Origin of the sequence: Magnetococcus marinus MC-1, from assembly GCF_000014865.1 — a bacterium.
Taxonomy (GTDB): domain Bacteria; phylum Pseudomonadota; class Magnetococcia; order Magnetococcales; family Magnetococcaceae; genus Magnetococcus; species Magnetococcus marinus.
In genome coordinates this window covers 4,221,801-4,244,736 of record NC_008576.1, presented here as the reverse complement: position 1 = coordinate 4,244,736, position 22,936 = coordinate 4,221,801, and the positions used below count along the sequence as shown (strand labels likewise).

The window sequence follows — 22,936 nt, the reverse complement described above, 5'->3', positions numbered from 1 at the left end:
AGGGGACGAGAGGCAATCGGGATTGGTTCGGCTTGGTGCGTCCAACGTGGAGATGGGAAACCCATTTTGCCGTTATATTGGAGTGTGTCCCCCGTTAAGTGATGCATTTTGCCGTTGTATTGGAGTGTGTCCCCCGTTAAGTGATGTGGGGATGTATTAAGCGCATCTCCTGGTTATGTTTGTGCAGGCTGGGGCTGCTTGCCTTGTGGAGGTATGATGTCCTTTCGACTAAAAACCGTGCTGGGTATAGCGCTTATTCAAGCTTTTGTATTGCTTACATTGGTCAGTTCAGCCTTGGACGATCTGCGGCAATCACACCAAAATAATCTGTTGGCCCATGCGAAAACCCTTACCACGCTTATGGACACCGCGACCAAAGCACCCATTTTAGAAAAAAACCACAGCGCATTACAGGCGATTGCTCATGAGATTGTGCAGAAAAATGCTATAACCTATCTAAGCATTTACGACAACCAACAGCAGATCCTCTATCAATTTGGTCCAGCACCCACCCCCCATATCAAGCCAGACATAAATTTACGGGATATAGACGACGCCACCTTTGATCTGCGCCACCCGATGCTGCATGAGCAGAGTGTCTATGCAACCTTGGCATTAGGGCTGCCCGTGACACCGATTATAAAGGCGCTGCACGCTGCACAGAACCAGCAACTACGTTTGGCACTGTTGGCGATGAGTGCCTCAATACTGGTTTCCTGGTTGCTGGGCAGTTACCTTACCCGTCAGTTGGTGCATTTGCGGGAGGCGGCTACAGCCATAGGCCATGGACATTTTAACCATCGCATACCCGTGCAGGGGCAGGATGAGTTGGCGTTGACCGCCACCGCCTTTAACCGTATGTCGGGGGAGTTGGATAAAACCTATCAGCGTTTAAAAAAATCACTCTATACCAGCAACCGCATGGCCAAATTAGAGGCCACCATTATGCACACGGTGATGGATGGTTTGATCACCATGGACAGCAGCGGCAAAGTTTTGAGTTTCAACCACGCGGCGGAGGGGATTTTTGGTTATGCGGCGGCGGAGGTGGTGGGGGAGCAGATCACCATGCTCATGCCCGAACCCTACCGTAGCCAACATGATGATTATGTGCAGCGCTATCTGCAAGGGGCGGCGCCCCGGGTGATCGGTTCAGCGGGACGGCATGTCACCGCGCAGCGCAAAGATGGTGCCCTATTACCCATCCGCTTGTCGGTCAATGAGATGGTATTCGAGGGGGAGCGGCTGTTTGTGGGATTGGTGGCAGATGTCAGTGAGCGGTTGCAAGAGGAGCGCGCTTTGATTGAGGCCAAGGAGCAGGCCGAGGCGGCCAATATGGCCAAGTCGCGTTTTTTGGCGGTGATGAGTCATGAGGTGCGCACCCCGATGAATGGTATTTTGGGTATGCTTGGTTTGCTCAATGATCGCCGCTTGGATGGTCAGCAGCAGGAGTGGCTTGCCACCGCGCAGGAGTCTGCCGAATCCATGCTTACCCTGTTAAACGATATTTTGGATTTTAGCAAAATTGAGGCGGGGCATCTGGAACTGGAGCAGAGCGCTTTTAGTCCAGAACAGATCTTAAAGGGGGTGCATGATCTGTTTTTACCCCGTGCTACGGCCAAGGGCATCACGCTGGAACTGGAGCAGGGGGCTAACCTTCCGGCGTGGGTGCAGGGGGATCCTGGGCGTCTGCGCCAGGTGTTGATGAATTTGGTGAGTAATGGCATTAAATTTACCCACCAGGGGGGGGTCACGATGCGGGTGGCGCAACAGGCGAAGAGAGAGGATTCTCTACTGTTGCAGTTTGAGGTGCAAGATAGTGGTATTGGCATTCCTCCGCAACAGTTGACCCAACTGTTTCAGCCCTTTAATCAGTTAGACCCGTCTTATTCCCGCAAATATGGGGGCAGTGGTTTGGGGTTGGCGATCTGTCGTCATTTGGTGGATCTGATGGGGGGGGAGATTCGCTTGGAGAGTCCACCAAGTGGGGGTAGTCGTTTTACCTTTACCGCCCGTTTTGGCTATGCGCATGCGCCCCAAGATGAGGTGTTGGACAATTCCGAGCAGGAGGTACAACTGCATGGGGTGCGGGTACTCCTGGCCGAGGACAGCCCCACCAATCAGATGGTGGCGGTGGCGATGTTGGCCCGGGTGGGGTGCCACGTGGATGTGGCGGTCAATGGTTTGGAGGTGCTGGAAGCGTTGACCCGTGCGCCTTATGATCTGATTCTTATGGATTTAGCCATGCCAGAGATGGATGGCTGGCAGGCCATTGCACGTATCCGTGGCATGAATGCCCCGCTGCGGGATATTCCCATCATTGCGCTTACCGCCAATGCCTATCCAGAGGTACGCGCGCAATGTCTGGCGGCGGGGGCGCAGGACTTTATTACCAAGCCGATCCAGCGCAACATTTTGCTCAATGGTATCTTGGCATTGGTGACGCAGGCTCAGCAGACAGGCCAGCAAGGGGTGGGGGCTAAGCGGTGTCATTCCAACGCCCCGATCCGCGATGAGAAGGTGCTGGAGCGTTTGGCCGAAGATACCCACTGTTCGTTGTTACCCCGTATTCTGGAGGTATTTATTGATGAGGCCGATGCCCGTTTGCAGGCGATCTCTACGGCGTTGGATAATGAGGCTTGGCAGACCGTAGCGCTGGAGGTCCACCCCTTAAAGAGCAGTGCAGCCACCTTTGGAGCAGCCCGATTGGCTGCCTGTGCCATGCAGTTGGATGCTGCTTGCAAAGCGCAGCAGTGGACGCAAATGCACGATTTATGTAACTGTTTGATCGAGGTTTATAGGGAGACGAGGGGTCTTTATAAGGGGCAGCAGGTTTAGGGGTTATGGTTTGGTGCGGGCTTGGTGGTACGCAAGTTGAAAGGGAGCGGCACAATGCGGTTTTTACATACCATGGTGCGGGTGGCGGATTTAGAGGCGTCGCTGCATTTTTACCGGGATCTGTTGGGGTTGGTTGAGACCCAGCGCAAGGAGAGTCAGGCGGGGCGGTTTACCCTGGTCTATCTGGCCGCGCCGGAGGATCTGGAGCGGGCCAAGGGGGAGCAGGCGCCAGAGATTGAGCTTACCTACAATTGGGAGAGTGAGTGTTACAGCGGTGGGCGTAATTTTGGCCATATAGCGCTGTTGGTTGAGGATATTTATGCGGTTTGTGCACGGATGCAGCAGGGTGGTGTGACGATTTTGCGGCCACCGCGAGATGGGCACATGGCCTTTTTTCGTAGTCCCGATGGGATTAGTATTGAATTACTGCAAAAAGGGGAGGCCCTGCCTATGCAAGAGCCCTGGGCCAGTATGGTCAACAGCGGTAGTTGGTAGGGGGCGGAGCCATGCCCTATGGGCGTATGCTCCCTGCCTGGGTTTGCCCCCGTAGGGACGCCGCGCCGCTTACCGGGGTGGTGGGAAAAGTGGCTTGTTGTCAGCGCTGGGAACAGGCACAGCTTTGATCGTTGCACGGGTGAATTTCGATGGTTGTGTGTTTGAGCTTGGCAATTGGGGCAAGCCGTGACCGGTAATCCTCGGGGGTTCGGGGCGCTTTTGTAACGACAGTGATGGCAGCGGCAAGCGCATTGGAACCGAGGGGCCAGATGTGGAGATCGCTGACGACGCTGTCGTCATCGGATTCAATGGCTTGCACAATGGCATGCTGGCTCGCTTGGTCACCATGGCCATCCAGCAGGATAAAGGCGCTGCTGTGGAGCAGGCCCCATGCCCAGCGGGCGATTAAAAGGCCGCCGACAATGCCCATGGCCGGGTCGAGAAAGGACCAGCCTGCCAATTTTCCCGCCACCAGCGCCACAATGGCCAACACAGAAGTCAATGCATCGGCGAGCACATGCAAGTAGGCCGCCCGCAGATTGTGGTCATGGTGATGATCATGATGGTGGTCGTGGTGATGATCATGATGGTGGTGGTTATGACCATCGTTGCTGTGGAGCATCCAGATACTCAACCCATTGACAGCAAGCCCGATGAGGGTGACTAAAATGGCTTCGTCAAAGGCGATGGGCACCGGATTGAACAAACGTGCGAAGGACTCCACAATCATATAGAGGGCTGTACCCCCCAAAAAGAGGGCGCTGGTATAACCGGATAAAATGCCGAATTTCCCGGTTCCGAAGCTAAATTTCGCAGAACCAGCATACTTTCTTGCCATCACATAGGCAAAATAGGTAATCCCCAGGGCAAAGGCATGGGTTCCCATATGCCACCCATCCGCCAGCAGAGCCATGGATCCCGTCAGCACACCAGCGATGATTTCAACGCCCATCATGACGCCGGTGAGGATGATTACACTGAGCGTTTTCTTTTCGTTGTCATGGGCAGCACTGTTTTAAAAATTGTGCTCATGACGGATCTCTCTTAATGGTATCGACATGCATATGAGACGCTCTTTGTAGATTGCTGTGGTGGCCTTTGGCCGAATTTTCCCAAGCTGCGCGATGGGGGTCCAAGCCTCACTCGCTCACCATTGCTCGGCTGAAGGGTCGCATTGTGCGGGCGGCACCCATGGCCCCTACAACAGAAACCACTTCATTGAGGTGATCGCCGAGGCGATCGAGGTACGCGCTGTCCGCTTCTCTTGTGCGGTGCATGCTGCGGATTGAACCCCCCATGTGGGGTTAAGCGGTTTGCTGGGCCTGTTCCCCATAGCGTCCAAGCGCTTTCCCACAATCGAGTCTATAAGGGACAGCCTAAGCAGAGCGTTTTTGAATGTCAATCAGAATTATTCTCAAACAGATAAGCGTGCTCTCTGGTGAGGGTTCTGGGGCTGTGCAGAAGCGTTCATCAAGAGATTAAGCGTCGATGGCAATTTATTACTTGCAACAGATATCAAACATTATTACTATAATATTTTTAACAAGAGAGGGTGCGCCAACCTGGGTCAGCGCACCGTTCCGGGATGGGCCACCCGTGCGGGAACACGGATGACGCCACAAAATGTAGCCTGAGGATATCAGGACCGCCCAACAAGGCAAGGGAAAAGTCGTGGTTCATCTCCTCTCCATCGTGAGACCTGGAACGCTAAGGGCGTGTGATCGTGTTTAATCGAAAAGATCATTGTAGCAACATACCCAACCCTATCGGTCGGCAGGCGTGTGAGACACAGACGCAAGCGCAGACGCAGCAGTGGCAGCGACAAGTTGAGCGGCAAGAGCAGTGGAATCCCCGTTACACGCAACCAGCCGAACGCTCCAATCCGCCTGCCTATGGTTGGCAAGAGGTAGACAAGAACATCGAAAAGACCCTCAAGGAGAATTGGTTCGCCTGGGTTAATCGCGTTCGGGAGGACGGAACATGGGATTATAAAAAAAAACAGAAAGACCATTCTTGGTCTAAACGGGAACGGGCTGGCAACATTAATTATGGTGCTACCTGCGTGGCCGCTGGACACGATCCAGAAACTTGCCTAAGGGCAGGGGGGGCATTTCAAGGACTCACCGACGCCAAGAATCTACGTGTTCCGTTCTCCGACAGTTCTGGACGCCCCTGGGATATGAAGAAGCCAACCAGTTGTTTTGGCGAACCGATTGACGATTGCCAACAGGTCATCCAAGGCATGCGTTACGGATCGGACTACCTGCGCCGCAGAGGGCGCTAATCGTTTTAGGTATGCTACTTACTCCGGGAGACCGCCGCTATGGCGGTCCCCGTTTTTTTGGTGAGGTCTCTTATGGCAATTGGATTTGTGCGTTGGTTGAGTCGACATCCGCTCCTGGCCGCTTTGCTGACGCTGTTCAGTTTTGTCTGGATCAAATGGATGGCCCTGCCGCCGGATTGGTACCTCATTCATACGTTCCCGTCGAACAAAGAGACGCTTGAACGGTTGGTTACCATGCTCAAGGAAGACATAGCCTCCTACAGCTCGATCATTCTTGACCCACACGAACGGTGTTGCGTCGTCCGGCTCGATGATTTTAAAGAGATCAAACGCTCTATGACCAGTGAACAGATACCCGAGAGTCGGGTTCAGGCGTATGGCAGACTCATGAGAAAAGCGGGGGTGTATGATGTTGGGCTTTTACGTAATGGCTACAGTCAGGTATGGATTTCAATAGACTATTATTTTGTTGGTGGATCGGTAAGTTATTTATATTCTGAAGAACCAATGGCTGATTGTGCGCAGAAACTCTATGACATCACGGAGGGCATGCCCGCCTATGACTGTACTCAATTGGATAAGCATTGGTATCTGTTCCATATCTGACGGAGTGCAAAAAAAACAAGCCCGGCTATGGAGAGCATAACTCTGTGCTCGGTGCTGGAGAGATCGAGAGGCTGAGCATCGACGATGTGAATGTTATAGGCTGCCCAGGGCACGATCCAGCGCGATAAGCTTCGGAGTAACTCCTCCAGTGAGGTCCAGGGAGCAACCGGGGCAAGTGACACCGGCAGAGCGCCGCTATGGCGGTCCCCGTTTTTTTGGTGAGGTCTCTTATGGCCATTGGATTTGTGCGTTGGTTGAGTCGACATCCGCTCCTGGCCGCTTTGCTGACGCTGTTCAGTTTTGTCTGGATCAAATGGATGGCCCTGCCGCCGGATTGGTACCTCATTCATACGTTCCCGTCGAACAAAGAGACGCTTGAACGGTTGGTTACCATGCTCAAGGAAGACATAGCCTCCTACAGCTCGATCATTCTTGACCCACACGAACGGTGTTGCGTCGTCCGGCTCGATGATTTTAAAGAGATCAAACGCTCTATGACCAGTGAACAGATACCCGAGCGTCGGGTTCAGGCGTATGGCAGACTCATGAGAAAAGCGGGGGTGTATGATGTTGGGCTTTTACGTAATGGCTTCAGTCAGGTAAGGGTAAAAATAGACTATTATTTTGTTGGTGGATCGGTAAGTTATTTATATTCTGAAGAGCCAATGGCTGATTGTGCGCAAAAACTCTATGACATCACGGAGGGCATGCCCGCCTATGACTGTACTCAATTGGATAAGCATTGGTATCTGTTCCATATCTGACGGAGTGCAAAAAAACAAGCCCGGCTATGGCGGTGCTCATTCCCTCATGTGTTGGGGATTGCCGTGGGCCAAAGCGCGTTTTAATCCACTTGTCCTTCAGCTTGGGTTGGGGCTTTTGCAGCGGTACAGGCCTCCATGGCCTCCAGTAAACGGGCTTTGCTGATGGGCTTGCTCACATAACCCGTAAATCCCGCAGAAAGACATTTTGACTCGTCATCCGACATGGCAAAGGCGGTTAGGGCAATAATCGGGCAGGGCGGCTTTTTATGCGCTTTTTCCCATGCCCGAATGGCCGCTGTGGCTTGAAAACCATCCATTTCAGGCATCTGTATATCCATCAAAATCAAATCAAAGCGGGGCGATGTTTGGGTAAAGCGCTCCACAGCCTGCTTGCCATTGGTGGCGGTTTGGACAATATGGGGCGTGCTCTTTAAAAAGGTCGAGGCAAGCAATAAATTATCTTCGCTGTCATCAACCAACAAGACACGCAGCGAGGCTCTGCTTGGTTTGCTGTCCACTTCTGGTTGCTGGGACTTTTGCGTAATGCGGCAAAGTTCATCCAGTAAGACATCTGGAAAAACCGGTTCAGGCAAAAAATTAACCCCCTGTTGCAACATCTTAGCTGGTAATGAGCGATCGTGGCAGCGTCCATAGATTAATACCGGAATCTTCTCCCAGGGGGATACCGCCCTAAGACGCTTGATCTCACTCAATACATCGACATCGGCGTGATCAAAGTGAATAAATAACAGATCAATGGGCGTAGCTGCATGGTTGGCCTGCGCACAACGTAGAAAAGGGTCAACCTCGCTGCAATGGTGCAGGGTTGCACCATAACGGATTAAGGTCTCTTCAATATTCATGCGTTTAATAGGATGTGTGTGCCATATTAAAATATGCATCCCCGCAAATATGGGCGCAGGCTGGGCACTGCTCTTACTCGGCCCTGTTGAGCGGCTTAACCGAAGGGATAAAGTGAAGGTGCTGCCGTGGCCTTCCTGGCTTTTTAAGCCAAGTTGGCCCCCCATCAGATCGGCCAGTTTTTTGGAGATGGTCAAACCCAGACCGGTACCCCCGTAGCGCCGCTGGGTGGAGGAATCCAACTGCTTAAAGGCATCAAACACCACGCTCTGCTTGCTTTCAGGTATACCAATACCGGTATCAATGACCCGAAAAACAATCTCTACCTGACTGCCTTTGCCGGCGGTGGTGCTGACCACCGTGGCAATGGTGCCCGCTTCGGTAAATTTAATGGCGTTGCCTAGAAAATTGATCAAAATCTGACGTATACGGGCCGGATCACCCAATAACCACTCCGGCACACTTTCATCAATAAAAATCAGCTGGTGCAACCCCTTTTCATGAGATCTAAAACGAATCACCTCGCCCGCATCATACACAATACGGCGCAGATTAAAGGGGACATGTTGGAGCTCCAGCCCACCCGATTCAACTTTGGAAATATCCAGAATATCGTTGATAATCTGTAATAGATTTTCACCGGCAGAGCGACAGACAGACAAAAAGCCCCGCTGTTCAATGCTCAACTGAGTCTCGCCCAATAACTCCGTCATGCCTAAAATGGCGTTCATGGGGGTCCGTATTTCATGGCTCATGGTGGCCAAAAATTCGCTTTTCGCCAGGGAAGCCGCCTCGGCCTTTTTCTGGGTCAACTCCAGGTGGGCCTCCGTCTCTTTTAACGAGGTAATGTCCTCTTTAATGCCGACAAAATGGGTAATCTTGCCACTGGTCTTAGAGAGAACCGGGCTAATGTGAGCCATTTCCCAATAAAGCGAACCATCTTTGCGCTTGTTGATAAGCTCACCTCTCCACTCATGGCCCCGACTAATGCTGTCCCAAAGGGCATCATAGATGGCCGGTTCAGTCTGCCCGGATTTTAGTAAGCTGGGTTTATTGCCAATCACCTCTTCTGCCCCGTAGCCGGTTATTTTTTCAAACTTGGGGTTAACATACTGGATGTGCCCCTCGGCATCGGTAATAACAATACTTGCAGGGCCATACTCAACAGCCCGAGAGAGCAACCTGAGCCGCTCTTCTTGATGGACCCTGTCGGTAATATCCCGAATAAAGGCATAGTTATACTCATGAGATGAAGTTTTTACATAGTTGGATTGAATCTCAACGGGAAATTGAATGCTATTTTTGGTGCGTAAATGGGACTGAAAGGTCAGGGTCTGGTAGGATTTTAATTTAAGCCAATGCTCTTTCCAAGAGGTCTCAATATGGCCACAGCCGATCTGCTCAATACTCAACTGAAGCAGTTGTTCTTTTTCATATTGCAATTTTTGGCAGGCTTTTTCATTAACATACACAATTTTGCCTTGGGGTGAGATGAGAAAAACCATATCCCCCAGGCGATCAATGGCAAATTGTGTCATGCGTAACTGCTCTTCTACACCCCGGCGTAACGAGATAGACTCCCTCAACTGTCGGTTGGCCTCTAGCAGTTTTTGACGAGAACGGTAAAGGTCGACAAAAACCTTCACTTTGCTAAGGAGGATGGTGGTATCAACCGGTTTGTCAATATAGTCCGCAGCCCCAAGTTGATAACCCGTTGCGCGGTGGGCATCATCATGGTGGATGGCGGTCATAAAAATGATGGGAATATCTTTGGTCTGTTCCCACGAGCGGGCAATTTTAGCGACCTCGTAACCATCCATGCCCGGCATGTTGACATCCAACAGCATGAGTGCAAAGTCGTGCTCGACCATTAGCCCCAAAGCATCATTGCCACTGGGGGCCTCAATGATCTGCACATCCAATTTGGAAAGAGATACCCTTAGCGCCATAGAGTTAGCGGGTCGATCATCGACAATCAATATTTTAGGCTCTATAAGGCTCATTCTGATACAAACTCGTTGGGGGTGTTTTTTGGGTTTTTCAGGGATGACGCTGCTTGGATTGCCAGCGTGCTCCCTAGGCTAAGAATCTCTAATATTTCATGTAATGGTGCGGGGCGCGCATAGTGAAAGCCCTGCATAATCCCACATCCCAGCCCTTGCAGAACATTAACTTGTGCGGCTGTCTCCACCCCCTCGGCCACCAGGTCGTAACCCAGCGCATGGGCCATTGAGATAATGGCTTGCACGATGGTGCGGCTCTCCTGATTGTGCGCAACTTCCATGACAAAGGAGCGATCAATTTTCAGGGTGTGGATCGGAAAATTTTTCAGGTAGCTCAAGGAAGAGTAACCAGTGCCAAAGTCATCAATGGCGATTTTGTAGCCAAGTTGGTGAAGGGCTTGCAACAACGCCGCGCTCTTTTCAATGGGTTTGGCTAAAAAACTCTCGGTAACCTCTAACTCAAGCTGTTCGGCCTCGATACCATAGTTTGCCAAAGTCTGAGAAAAATAGTTAACCAGATTATCTTGCCGCAGTTGCCGAACCGAAAGGTTAATGGCTACCGGTAAGGGTTTAGGGGTGCAGCGGTTGATCCGCTGCAAGCCTTGGCAGGCCATCTCCACGACCTGATTGCCAATGGCGGCAATCAATCCAGACTCTTCGGCAATGGGAATAAATTGGTTGGGTGAAATCACACCCTCGGTTGGGTGTATCCAGCGCAAAAGGGCTTCAAACCCGACAATCTCAGAGCTATGGGCATCCACCTTGGGTTGATAGTAAAGTTCAAACGCTTTATGGTCAATGGCATAGCGTAGTTCGGACTCTAGGGAGATACGGCTTTGCGCTTGGGCATTCATCTCGGCTGTGTAAAAGGAGTAGCGGTTGCGGCCAGACTCCTTCGCGCGGTACATGGCCGTGTCGGCATGTTTAATCAGCAGAGCAGCGTTGCCGCTATCGTCAGGGTAGATGGCCATACCCAAACTGCACCCTATAAAAAGCTTTTTATCTTCTAGCACAATGGGGTGTGTGAAGGATTCCAGAATAGTCAAAGCCACATTGGTCATCACTTTAGCGGTATCTGTCAGGTCGGCCAGAATAATGGTGAACTCATCCCCCCCCATGCGGGCCACCGTATCCTCTTCACGCACACAACTTTGTATACGCTTGGCCGCTTCGATCAACAGTTGGTCCCCGGCATTGTGGCCCATGGAGTCATTGATGTGTTTAAAATGGTCCAAATCAATAAAAATCAATCCAACTTTATTTTGGCGACGGTTGGCGGCGGTTAAAGCGTGGTCCAGGCGCGATTGAAAGTGCGCACGGTTGGGCAGTTTGGTCAAACAGTCAAAAAAGGCCAACTGTTCCAACCGCTCCTCGGTTGCTTTTAACCGTGAAATATCCGAAAAAATGCCAATACAGTTGACCAAATGGCCACGTTCATCATACACGGCGTTGATGGTTAACCATTTTGGGTAGATCTCGCCATTGTGGCGACGGTCCCATATCTCCCCTTGCCACTGACCCGTTTGCCAGATCTTCTTCCACATTTCAGCATAAAATTCGTGAGTATGGCGGTGCGATTTCATGAAACCAGGATCTCGGCCAATCACCTCATCGGCTGGGTAGCCTGTAATACGCACAAAAGCGGGGTTGACCTCCATAACCCGGTTAGCGGCATCGGTAATAATGATCGCTTCGCTGGTGTTTTCAAATACCCCGGCGGTCAAGCGTAGGCGGTGCTGGGCCTGTTCCCGTTCAATCATTTGCTGCTTCAACTGCTCATTGCTGGTTTTGAGGGCGGCGGTACGTTGGGCAACCGTGGCTTCGAGTTTGTCATGACTCTCTAAAAGCGCATGGTTCGCCAATTCAGCCGCTTGTTTGGCATCCGCCAGCTCTCTTTCAAGCAGTTTGTGGGCGTTAATGTTGTAGATGGAGACTAAGATAAATGGATTATCATGATAAAGATCTTTGAATAGATCCTGTTTCAGGGTGCTGCACCCGGTCAACTCCGCAATAAAAGAGTGATCTTTATGTTTAAATGCGCTCCCCTTATGGATGAGCCGTATCTCAATGGGCTTTGGATAGGTACTTTTAAAAAACGAGGGGTAAGAAGCATAAAATTTAGGCTGGTCTTCAATATGCACAAAGGCAGAAAAGGGCTTGCGGATCAGATCTTCCCGCTTGCAGCCCAACATCTCCAGGGTGGTATGGTTGCACTCTAGGACCATGCCCGAGACATCAATCAAAATAAACCCTTCAGGCGCACTGTTAAAAAGTGCCTCAAAGCGGGCTAGGGCACTCTCCTGCACCTGTTTGGCCTTTTCCAAGCGCAATTGAGATTCCCGCAGCTCCTGATTTTGAATCTCCAACTCAATTTGGTGTACGTTTAGGTCATGGATAAGGGCATTCACATTATCCCTATCCCATTTGGTGTGAATCTGCTCCTGACGCAGCATCAACTCTTCAGCACGTTTGCGCAGCTCTGATTTATTATGATCGTCCATTCGGAATATCCTTACCAAACGATACGTCGGACACGGGTTAGTAGCTCGTCTCCGTTAAGGGGTTTGACGATCACATCGTAGGCGCCTTTACGGAGTAGGCGTTCTTGGGTTTCTAGGGCACGATCACTGGTGATCATGATGATCGGAATTTTTTGAATATCTGTGGTGGAACGAACCTTTTTGAGCAGCTGAAAACCATCCATAAGGGGCATATAGACATCACACAATACAAGATCGGGACGCAGCTCCACCATGTTGGTGTAGGCGGTTTGACCATCCCATGCCTCAAAGAATTCACAATCTTCGAGAATGTTTAAATATGTTTTTATAAGCGTGCGAATGTCCTGATCATCATCAACAATTAGAATTCTGGGTCTAATGTGGGGTAGGGTGACGGTAAAGTGGCTACCCTTGCCAAGCTCGGACCAAACGGTAATATCCCCCCCATGGCTCTCAATAATATTGGCACAAAAGGGTAAAGCAAAGCCGGACCCCTTCTCCCCATCGGTGCCGGGCATGCTGGTTTTGCTACCTGCATCAAACAACTGGGTTTGTAGGTCGGGTGCGATACCCACCCCTTCATCTTTGACCACTATGGTGCCGGGTTTAGTTGGGCAAGCCTCAAACCGGATGGCGCTCTCAGCATGGCTGAATTTGATGGCATTGGAGAGCAGATTTTGTATCACCTCTCCATACAGCACAGGGTCGGCGAAAATACGTGTACCCGGTGGGACATTATTGATGATTCGTAGCCGCTTTTGGCGCCGCATATACTCCAGTTTGGGCAGGCACTCCTCAATACACATATAAGCATCAATAAACTCTTGTTTTAAAGTGATTAGCCCGGTATTTAAGCGGCTAATATTAAGAATTTTCTCGGTTAAATTAAGCAAGCTATTACCGCTATTGCGGGCCACCTGAATCAATTCCATATGCTCTTTTTCGAGCACATGTCCGGCCTCTTCCATCAAATATTCAAGCAGCCCGACAATAGAACTTAATGGTCCCCGCAGATCATGCGCCACTAAGGAGATAAATTTATCCTTAATCTGGTTGGCCTGTTCAGCTTCCGCTTTGGCACGTTGCATAGCAAGATTACTATCAATCAGCGGGGTAACGTCACTGACAACGACCAAGAGATGGTTGCCCTTAACCTTGCTGCTGCCAAGACAAGAGCTATCCCAATCGGCGCGTTTGCCCTCCAATTGGGCATAAAAGGGGAGTCCTTGTTGGGGAATCAAGCGTAGTGAAAGGCTCTTATTGGTCGGTTTGTTGAAAAAACTGGTATAGCGAGCAAGAAACTCTGAGCGGTCCCTGGCATCGATCCAGTTAAGAAAGGGTTTGCCGATAACGGGGGTATCCTGAGCTTGGAGCAGGTCTAAAAAGGTCTCGTTGACCATCTGCACAATACCGGAATGGTCAACAACCAAATATCCAGTAGGGGCTTCGTTAAACAGGCGGGAAAAACATTCACGCAGTTGATCCGACTCTTGACGCACCCGGATCAAACGCTCCTGGGTTATGCGCAGTTCGTCATTTTGCATCTCCAGTTCAATTTGATGCACCCGCAGATCATGAATCAGCGTCTGTAAATCCGTGCGTTCAAATTGATCCAAAGCGTGTGTATCACTTTTCAACACCTCTTCTGCCCGGCTACGCAGTGCGGATATGTTGGTTATGTTTTCCGAGTTCATGAGCGTTCTCAACGGTTCTGTTGCGCGAAAAGGTGGGGTGTTACTCTGTATCGTGATTGATCAGGGTTCGCAAAGAGGGCATGCTTTGCGGCGTATCCAACACGTGGGTGAGATCCAGGACGGTAAAGGTGACGCCCTTGTCCCAATTGTGTCGATCAATGGGGGTAGAGCTCATCAATACGTCAATGACCACCCCATCTTTTCTACGCCAGCGGGTTTTAACCGTACCGGTACCACTCACTTGAATTTGCCGATATTTTTCGGTACCGACAAAGGTATACTCTTCGTCCGAGGGATATAACAGGCGTGAATCTTGACCAACCAGTTCATCCATGACATAGCCGGTTATATCGCACACTTGCTGGTTAACCCACTTGAAAACCCGTTTGTTGACCAAACCAATGCCAATGGGAGCCGTTTTAAAGATACTTTGCAGCAGCGCTCCTTTTTCCTGAATCTGGGCCTCTAAATCTTTGCTCATGGTGATATCTCTCACCACGCCGATCATGCGCTCTGCTTTGCCCCGGCTGTTGCGGATAACCGTGCCGGTTTCGGCCATCCAGCGAATGGTACCATCAGGGCAGATAATGCGGTGGTCAATGTCGTAGGGCATATCCTTTTCGATGGCGTTTTTGACGCTTTCCATAACAAAACCATGGTCCTCGGGGTGCAGGGACTTTAAGAAGGTGTCGTAGCTACCATCAAACTGATCCTTTTCAACCCCAAACATCTCCTCAATATTGTCGGACCAGACCAACTCGCCGGTAGTGATGTTCCAGTCCCAACTGCCAATCTGTGCCGAAGAGCGAACCAAACCATAGGATTCGGACACCCGCAGCAGCTCTTGCTGGGCGGTATGCAAGCTGTTGATGTTGACAAACACCAGCACCACACCCAGGTAGGCATCGGTGGCAATGCGGTACGGCAGAATACGCAACTGGTACCAATCGCCACTGGAGGTGCGAACCACCTTCTCTTCCACCTTGTGGGATTTATTGACGCGCAAGGCGAGGGTGATGAGATCCACCTCTTGCAGATTATGGGAAAGGTGGGCCAGCGGGCGGCCAATATCGCTCTCTAAAATATTAAAGAGCTTGGCGGAACTGGTGGTGAATTTTCTGACATCCAGATCTTCATCCAAAAACACCGAGACCACTTGGGTGCTGTTCATCAGGTTATCCAAGTCGTTATTAACCTCGGTCAACTCAATGATCTTATTCTGATATTCCGCATTGACCGTATAGAGCTCCTCGTTGACCGATTGCAGCTCTTCGTTGGTGGATTGCAACTCTTCATTGCTTGCCAGCAGCTCTTCATTGGTCGCTTGCAGCTCTTCGTTAGAGGTCTCCAACTCCTCGATGGTCGCCTGTAAATTTTCCCGGGTCAGTTGCAGCTCTTGCTCAAGATCCGCGATGCGCTGCATGGTCTCTTGGTTAAAATCATAAGCGTCATCGGCGGGATTAAGGCGCGTTTCAGCGGCCTGTTCCTGGATAAAGAGTGCCGCAAGGGGGGATTGGTTTTTGCGTCCAATAACCGGTTTAATATGGATATTAAGCAGCCGGTTCGCGCGTCCCCCCTGACCATTGAAGCGTATGTTGGTAAAAGTAACGCTCTCGCCTTCACGAAATACCTTGGTCAAACCTGTAGAAACGTAACCGTTCAGAGACCCCGATATCAAGCGGCTACTGGAGCCGGTAACGGCGGTACGAGGTTTCCCTTTCTCCGTTCAGCAATCACCTCAGCAAGATAGTCCCAGGGAGACACGTTCCGCAATCGGCAAGTTTCGATGACGCTAGCCAGCACACCCAATACCCGACTCCCTTCTGCCGTACGAGTTCCGTGGCTGATCAGACGCGCAATGACCCAGTGGCGCAGAGCCCGCTCCGCATCGTTGTTGGTCAGCGGCAGCCCTGGAACTCTCACAGGTTGCCAGATAACATCCCAGTCATTGAGAAGCTCAACGGCAAGGCTGCGAACTTTCTCGGACGGGGGATAATCTCTGTACAATTCGCAGTATCCCTGGAATTCTTCCAAAATCGACTCGGCAGCTGGCGGATCCGATCCATCTTTGACCTCTTCGACCATGTATTCCAGGACCTCCAATACCCTGGAGCCGAATCGTTTGCTCTCTTTATCCAGGCTTGTCGACAACCCCTTGGCTTTTCGGATCAAGTGCGCCCAGCAGCGCAGCCGCCTGGAGAAAATCCGGTAGTTCATGAGTCCATCGCTCATTAGCCAGCCTGCATATTCCTCGGTCAGGATATCAAGGACCATTTGTCGAGTCCGGCGTCCCACGCAAAACAAGACCGTATTTGCCGTCGCGAAAACCCAGAGCCACAAAGCTTGACCTTTTTGCTTCCAAGGCGTTTCGTCTACATGAGCCAGAGCGGATGCACGAAGTTCGGCAATCAGTTCATCCTGAACAGGGGCGGCAGCCAGTCCGACCTCACGTATGCAATTGTCGATGGTCCCGACACTCAACTCCAGGCCGAACCAATCGATCAAAAACTCCTGAACCTTGGAGCGAGACAACCGCATCCGTTTTGCGAGCGCAACAATGAAAGCAGCCAACATGGGGCCGACAATACGCCATTCACTCAAACTGGTTGCGGTTTTGCGTCCTGCAATCTCAAGTCTATCCCCTGTGCCGGGACCGGTACATGAAATATGGCCGCATCTACAGGCAACTTCCCCAAAAAGGTGCTTGGTCCCCTCTAGCCTCAATCCAGGCTGATCCGGGGCACCCCTTATCAGATCGATGGTCACATAGCCGATTCGAGCTGTAAATCGAGCATCCAAGGGAAGGGCAGCATCGCAGGCAGCACACGTTTCCGCTCGATGAACCACGGTACTCCGAATCGGAATTATCTGCGTTCTGCCGAATCCCTTGGCCCCAACTGGCTTCCCAGCCCTGCCTTTCGGCTTCTTGCCTGAGGAATCCGACTTACCATTTCCTGGAGCAGAGGGAGTAGAACTGCCGGATGGCCCTGGTGAATCATCTCCATCCGCATCATCGGTTCCCTTCTTCTCCACCGGCGAAACGTCCTCTTCATCCTCATCCGAAAGCGTTTCGTCTTGCTCAACTGGAATCCCAAGGTACGCCGGACGACTGCTGGGCGGCTGGGAACTGTTGTCGGGTGTTCGGTTCAAACGCTCACGAGATTCCTTGAGATCCTCCAACATTTTCCGGCTGACGGCCAGTAACTCTGCAGACGATAGTGAGGAGAGATATTCCTCATCAATCTGGAGCAGGTCGTGATCTGAAAGCTTCATGGTTCGCGCACCACATCATCGCCGGTGAATGAATCCTCGCACACATGATAACACGGGTTTCCAGGAAGAGATTTTTGCGCTTCTGCGCCCCATTGGATCCAGCGCAAAAATTCGCTCGTACCCGGGGGTGGGCGCCACAGCTGAAAACCCGCCAGAACTCTCCTCAAGGCTTTGATAGGCAAAAACAGATCGGATCGCACTCTCCTTCTGAAATTTCACATTTTCGACGAAAATCGTGTCAAGGATATTCTTTGCCATGGTCAAACAAAATTGGCGCTATTCCCGGCAGTTGACTCCTTCTCAAACGGTGAACATCCTCACTGAACGAGGGGTCTCTGAACGGTTACGTAGAAACGGGAATATAGAGATCATCGGCCACCATTTTGGAGATGTCGGTAATGGGAGAGCCGAACGGGATGCGCATATAGTCCAGGGTATCCCCCAGCACCTGCACCAATTGCAGGTTATCGTTGACCACCACGGCAAAGGGTAGATAGTTGCCTGAGATTGTCTGCACAAAACGGCTGAGAATTCGTTCTTCTTCAAGGTAGCGCCCGGTGGTGGTGGTTTCTAAGCGGCCACCTGCGCGACCACCAACCCAATGTTTGGGTTCATATTGGCTGAGGGGGCGGTTGGCTGAGGCCACTTTACGGATGCCCTTGCTGCGGTAGATTTTCCATTTGGCATGCAGAGTGTTGAAAAAACTGTCCATTTCACCCGGGGTCTCGCTACTGCCCAAGAAGAGAATACCGTCTGTGGCCAGGGAGAAGTTAAAGCCCTCCAGCACCTTTTGTTGCAGCACGGGCTGGAAATAGATCAACATATTGCGGCAAGAAACAAAGTTGATGTTGGTAAAGGGGGGATCTTTAATAATATTGTGCTGGGCAAACACCACCATCTCGCGCACCTGGCGAATAATATGGTAGTTATCCCCTTTGTGCATAAAGTATTTATTTAATAATGGGGCGGGCACATCGGCCACAATGCTCTCGGGGTAGGCCCCTTGGCTGGCGCGAAAAATGGCATCCTGATCCACATCGGTGGCGAAAATTTTTATATCAACCGCAGCCTCACTCTTTTGCATGGCCTCCATAAACAAAATGGCTAGGGAGTAGGCCTCCTCCCCCGAGGAGCAGGCCGAGGCCCACACCCGGATCTGTTTGCCTGTATTATTTTTTACCAACTCTGGGATAATGCTCTCTTGTAGAATCTGGTAAGCGTCGGCATCGCGGAAAAAGCTGGTGACGCCAATTAACAGCTCACGGAACAGCACCGTCTGTTCCCGTGGATTGGCTTCTAAAAAGTGTACATAGTCATCCAGGTCTTCGTACTGATTGATGGTCATGCGGCGCTCGATACGGCGCATCACGGTGGAGGGCTTGTAAAAGGTAAAATCAATGCTGCTGTTTTCCCGCAGCAGGGCAAAAATACGGGTTAAGCCCGTGCCTTTTTCCGCCAGTTTATCGGTCATTAACTCGCGGGTCGCATAGGGGTGTTTGACAAAAGCCAGCAGTTGGCTGGGCATTTCGTCGGGGGGCAGAATAAAATCGGGCAGGTTGGTGGCTATGGCGCTTTTGGGCATGCTGTCAAACTTGGCGGTGGCCTCCTCCTGCACCATGACCATGCCGCCCTTTTCTTTGATGCTCTTGACCCCCCGTGTGCCATCGCTGCCCGCACCCGACAGAATAATACCCACCGCCTTACGCCCCTGATCCTCTGCAAGGGAGACAAAGAAAATATCAATGGGCAGATTGATGCCAATATTATTATGGGTTTGGTCGGTTAAAATCAGACGTCCGTGGAAGATTTTAACATTCTTCTTAGGGGGAATCAGATAGACCGTGTTGGCTTCGACCGGCATACCGTCGGTGATGCGCGTGACCTCCATATTGGTCTGCTTGGAGAGCAGCTCCACCATGAGACTTTTATAGTCGGGGGAGAGGTGTTGCACCACAATAAAGGCGGCCCCGCTGTTGGCAGGCATGTGAGAGAAAAATGCCTGAATCGCCTCCAAGCCGCCTGCCGAGGCCCCTATACCAATATAGTGTGTGGGGGGGTTGGCGATCACTGGATCCATGAGCTTGGTGCGGGGTGGCGTTGTTTCGTTCGAGGACATGTCTCTTCTCTCTTCAAGCATCAAAAGGGGGTGGCAAGACCATGATCCTTGCGCCTCATGGGTCAAAAAAAGGTCCACCATCACTTAGCAAAACCGGTTTGCTGGTATGGCATGGCCAACACACCATAGCAGTTTCTGCTTGTTTGGAAAGTAGAAACATTCTATCATAAGTACATATGCTTATCATAAATGAGTAAAATATGAAGAATGCACGACTGCATGTAATCAATCCCGATGAAGTGGCCACCTCGGTGCTCTTTCGTCTGCTGGCTCCCACGGGTATTGAATCGCGCCACTACCCTTGCGCCGAGGATTTCTTGAACCAATATCAGGCCAACGGGCCTGCTTGTCTGCTGGTGGATATGTTATTGCCAGATTGGGGGCCATTGCGTCTGCTGGGAGAGTTAAAACGACGACAGATCCACCATCCCTGTATCTTTATGTCCTATCGCTGTGAAGAGCAGACCCTTATGGAGCTGCTGGAACAGCAAGCGTTTGCTTTTATCAAAAAACCCTTAAATCAGGTTAAGTTGACGGAGTTGATTCAAGTGGCCATGGGCCAGGATCAAAAACAATTCCCGCTCCAGCAGCGGGTCATGCAGCTGGCTGATGACTTAGAAAAATTGGGTAAAAATGAGCGCAGGGTGGTGGATCTGGTGGTTAAGGGGCTCTCGGCCCGTGAGATCGCGGCAACCTTACAGGTCAGCCCGCGTACCGTGGAGAACCAACGGCTCAAGGCCTATGCCAAATTGGGGGTGGCCACCACAGTAGAGATGGTGCGACGCTATACCGAGAGGGAGAGCTATCACGCCCTGACTTAGTCCGACGGCGGATTAGAAGTGTATAGGACATGCACCACTGGAACCGTCGGGGATGCGGCGCTCTGAGTGTGGTGTGACAGCACCATGGTGGTTGGCCGCCGGATAGCTGGACCGGTTGCGGTGGGGGGCGTGTAACCTCACCTTCACGCCAGGTGTAGAGAGCCGGTAAAGCTGTAGCCCACACTACGGGCCGATTTCACCGGTAGGCGGGCACCACATATGTTCATAACCTTTTGCCGCAGCCGGTTGAGCAGCACCGAGGCGCGGTGAATATCATTGTCGGAGGGGTCTTGAAAGATGGTCACAATGTTGGCATAGGCAACGGGCACGCCGGGGCTCTCTGCCAGCATGGTGAGGAAAGCCAACTCTGTGGCGGTTAAGGGAATATTGTCGCCATCGGGGGTGGTAAGGTTCCAGGTGTTGCGGTTGAGCGTCCAACTGGCGTGAGGGGTAGAGGGGGTATGCAGACGACGCAGCAGGGCTTGAATTTTGGCCTCTAAAATACGCAGGTCCACCGGCTTGGCCAGATAGATATCCGCACCAGCACTCAGGCCCATTAGATAATCCTCGGTGGTATCGCGGCCCGTGAGCATAATGATACCCACATCGGGGTGGTCATGATGCAGGGTCGTGGCAATATCAAAGCCGATCTCTTCTCCCAGATTAATATCCAGCACCACCACTTGAATGGGGGGGCTTTGGGTCAAGCGGTGGGCCAGTTGGGCTGCATGGCTGGCCTCGAACACCTGCAACCCCTGTAAGACCAAAAAATCCCGTGCCGATTCGCGAAAGTCGCGCTCATCTTCAACCAGTGCTACCCAACTCATGACAGCTCCTCTATCCGTGGTAGTGAGACGACAAAACATCCCCCAACACCCGCCTCGGCCTGCACCGTGCCGCCATGGGCCACAGCAATTTGACGCACCGCGTTTAAACCAATGCCGCTGCCACTGCCTGAAGGGGCAGCGGGACAACGGTAATATTTATCGAACACCTGTTCAAGCTGATCAACAGATAGACCTGGCCCTTGATCTTTGACCCGCAGCTCTACTTTATCTTTGACGACTTGTAACAGCAAATCAATACTGGCACCCTGTGGACTATATTTACTCGCATTGTCCAGCAGATTTCCCACTAAAACAGCCAGCAGGGTGGGACTACCATGAATCATAACCGAGCCATCGGGAAAGTGGCTCTGCATGGGTCGCTCGGGATCCATCTCCTGATGGCGTTCCACCACCTGTTTGACCAGTTTTACCATGTCCAGCCGCATATGGTCGCCATGGTGGGCACCCTCCAGACGGTCCCAGGTTAGGCAGCTGTTGATCAAGGTCTCTAGGCTCTGTACCGCGCCCTTAATTTTATGCAGCTCGCGTTGGGTCAGGGCGCTCTGTTCGGGTAACACAACCTCAATCAATTGAGTCGCGGCCAAGATCACGTTGACCGGGCTGCGAAAATCGTGGGCCATAATGGCCAGCAGATTACGGGTCTCATGCAGGGCGTCGTGGGCTCTGTTTTCGGCTTCTTGACGTTTGTGCACCTCGCGGGTAAGGCGGGTGTTCAACACATAGAAGCGCCCCCCCACCACCGCTACCAGCACCAAGGCCACCACCACAAACAGCAGCAACCGATAGAGGTTTGCAAGGTTCTCATCTTTTTGGGAGGGATCGTAGAGAAAACCATCCAGGTTCCAGGTGTCATCCAACATGCCCAGTTTATGGTAGGTTTCGCCAATATGCTTCCAGCGGCCCGGGCTCATATACCCCCACTCCACCAAATCAGGACGGATGAGGGGGATGCTATGTTTGGCCTCGTAGAGCAGTTGCTCCACCGACTTGGCTTGGCTATAGTCCTGGTAAATCCAGTTGGCTACCTCCTCGGCATGGTTCAGGGCGTAATACCATCCCCGCCGCGCGGCACGCAAAAAAGCGGCAACGCGCCGGGGGTTTTGAGCGATCTCTTGCTCGGTGGTAAACAGCACCTCACCATAAAAATCAATCCCCGCCGAACGGGCATCAAACATTTGGTAGGGTATGCCCAGCTTATCCAGGGTATAGGGCTCATCGGTGGCGTAGACACTCATGGCGTCCACCTCACCAGAGATAAGGCTCTCGGTGTTAAAGGTGTGCTCTTTGAGCTGCAATGTGTTGGTGGGGATCCCCTCGCTGCGCATATAGGCCCACATTTCGGCAGCTTGGGGTTCCAACATCAGACGTTTGCCCGCCAGATCATGAATGGTGCGAATGGAGGAGCTTTTTAAGGACGCGATGGCAAAGGGTGAGTGCTGATACACGGCGGCCAACGCCACAATGGGCAGACCCTTATGGCGCGAGACCACCAACTCTGAAGAACCGATGCCATACTCACCTACCCCAGCGGCGACCAACTCGGCGGGGTCCTCCCCCGCTTTGGGCACACGCAGTGTGACATTGAGCCCCTCATCTTTAAAATATCCGTTACGAATGGCCGCATAGTAGCCCGCAAACTGAAATTGATGTTGCCATTTTAGCTGTAGGGTGATGGGTTCTAATGCTCTCTCCAGTGCCCAGCTAGGGTGGCTGTAGAGCACCAGCGCACACAAGAGTATCAAGAGCCGTTTGGGCATGGTGATCTCAATCTTGCACAAAAATGTAAGCCACAGGGATCGGTTAACAAAGCAGGAATTTCGTTATTCCAGCAC

The 22,936-nt window shown here is 51.7% G+C and carries 16 protein-coding genes; 7 read left to right on the top strand and 9 right to left on the bottom strand.

What is annotated here, in order from left to right; translation table 11 throughout:
* Positions 1–213: 213 nt before the first annotated feature.
* Both MMC1_RS20645 and MMC1_RS17405 read left to right on the top strand, forming a co-directional pair.
* The gene (locus tag MMC1_RS20645; protein ID WP_011714945.1) at positions 214–2,838 is read left to right on the top strand and encodes a hybrid sensor histidine kinase/response regulator; all 2,625 of its coding nucleotides are present in this window, start codon (positions 214–216) and stop codon (positions 2,836–2,838) included.
* A gap of 54 nt (positions 2,839–2,892) precedes the next feature.
* Positions 2,893–3,333, top strand: a complete 441-nt coding sequence (locus MMC1_RS17405) for a VOC family protein (protein WP_011714944.1) — start codon at positions 2,893–2,895, stop codon at positions 3,331–3,333.
* A gap of 100 nt (positions 3,334–3,433) precedes the next feature.
* Here MMC1_RS17405 and dmeF read toward each other — a convergent pair whose 3' ends face one another.
* The gene (gene dmeF / locus MMC1_RS17400; RefSeq protein WP_227665335.1) at positions 3,434–4,285 is read right to left on the bottom strand and encodes a CDF family Co(II)/Ni(II) efflux transporter DmeF; all 852 of its coding nucleotides are present in this window, start codon (positions 4,283–4,285) and stop codon (positions 3,434–3,436) included.
* Between dmeF and MMC1_RS22300 the strand changes: the two genes are divergently transcribed.
* The 4 genes from MMC1_RS22300 (at position 4,220) to MMC1_RS17385 (ending at position 6,987) form a co-directional block, all read left to right on the top strand.
* Entirely contained in the window at positions 4,220–4,381 is a 162-nt protein-coding gene (locus MMC1_RS22300; protein ID WP_227665345.1) for a hypothetical protein, read from the top strand. The genes dmeF and MMC1_RS22300 overlap by 66 nt on opposite strands.
* Before the next feature lie 675 nt (positions 4,382–5,056).
* Entirely contained in the window at positions 5,057–5,617 is a 561-nt protein-coding gene (locus MMC1_RS17395; RefSeq protein WP_011714942.1) for a polymorphic toxin type 44 domain-containing protein, read from the top strand.
* 72 nt (positions 5,618–5,689) lie between these two features.
* Complete coding sequence (locus MMC1_RS17390; protein WP_227665277.1) at positions 5,690–6,223, top strand: hypothetical protein; 534 nt, start codon at positions 5,690–5,692, stop codon at positions 6,221–6,223.
* A 230-nt stretch (positions 6,224–6,453) separates the two neighbouring features.
* On the top strand, positions 6,454–6,987 hold the full coding sequence (locus MMC1_RS17385) for a hypothetical protein (protein WP_143711457.1): 534 nt from the start codon (positions 6,454–6,456) through the stop codon (positions 6,985–6,987).
* A gap of 80 nt (positions 6,988–7,067) precedes the next feature.
* On the opposite strand, the gene MMC1_RS20640 is transcribed toward MMC1_RS17385, so the two are convergent.
* The 6 genes from MMC1_RS20640 to MMC1_RS17355 form a co-directional block, all read right to left on the bottom strand.
* Positions 7,068–9,851 (bottom strand): response regulator, encoded by a 2,784-nt coding sequence (locus tag MMC1_RS20640; protein WP_011714939.1) that lies wholly within the window; start codon positions 9,849–9,851, stop codon positions 7,068–7,070.
* Positions 9,848–12,352, bottom strand: coding sequence for a sensor domain-containing protein (locus MMC1_RS17375; RefSeq protein ID WP_011714938.1), 2,505 nt, complete (start codon positions 12,350–12,352; stop codon positions 9,848–9,850). Before MMC1_RS17375 ends, MMC1_RS20640 begins: the two co-directional genes overlap by 4 nt.
* Positions 12,353–12,363: 11 nt before the next feature.
* A complete protein-coding gene (locus MMC1_RS17370; RefSeq protein WP_011714937.1) occupies positions 12,364–14,046 on the bottom strand; it encodes a response regulator in 1,683 nt (560 codons plus the stop codon).
* A gap of 40 nt (positions 14,047–14,086) precedes the next feature.
* On the bottom strand, positions 14,087–15,685 hold the full coding sequence (locus MMC1_RS17365; RefSeq protein WP_049757729.1) for a PAS domain-containing protein: 1,599 nt from the start codon (positions 15,683–15,685) through the stop codon (positions 14,087–14,089).
* 35 nt (positions 15,686–15,720) lie between these two features.
* Positions 15,721–17,319, bottom strand: a complete 1,599-nt coding sequence (locus MMC1_RS17360; RefSeq protein ID WP_011712137.1) for an IS66-like element ISMasp4 family transposase — start codon at positions 17,317–17,319, stop codon at positions 15,721–15,723.
* 343 nt (positions 17,320–17,662) lie between these two features.
* Positions 17,663–19,435 (bottom strand): chemotaxis protein CheB, encoded by a 1,773-nt coding sequence (locus tag MMC1_RS17355; RefSeq protein WP_049757727.1) that lies wholly within the window; start codon positions 19,433–19,435, stop codon positions 17,663–17,665.
* A 200-nt stretch (positions 19,436–19,635) separates the two neighbouring features.
* Here MMC1_RS17355 and MMC1_RS17350 point away from each other — a divergent pair, with 200 nt between their 5' ends.
* Positions 19,636–20,256: a response regulator transcription factor gene (locus tag MMC1_RS17350; protein WP_011714934.1), complete on the top strand. Its 621-nt coding sequence runs from the start codon at positions 19,636–19,638 to the stop codon at positions 20,254–20,256.
* A 143-nt stretch (positions 20,257–20,399) separates the two neighbouring features.
* Here the strand turns inward: MMC1_RS17350 and MMC1_RS17345 are convergent, their stop codons facing one another.
* The gene (locus MMC1_RS17345) at positions 20,400–21,083 is read right to left on the bottom strand and encodes a response regulator transcription factor (protein WP_011714933.1); all 684 of its coding nucleotides are present in this window, start codon (positions 21,081–21,083) and stop codon (positions 20,400–20,402) included.
* Positions 21,080–22,861, bottom strand: a complete 1,782-nt coding sequence (locus MMC1_RS17340) for an ABC transporter substrate-binding protein (RefSeq protein ID WP_011714932.1) — start codon at positions 22,859–22,861, stop codon at positions 21,080–21,082. Before MMC1_RS17340 ends, MMC1_RS17345 begins: the two co-directional genes overlap by 4 nt.
* Positions 22,862–22,936: the final 75 nt, after the last annotated feature.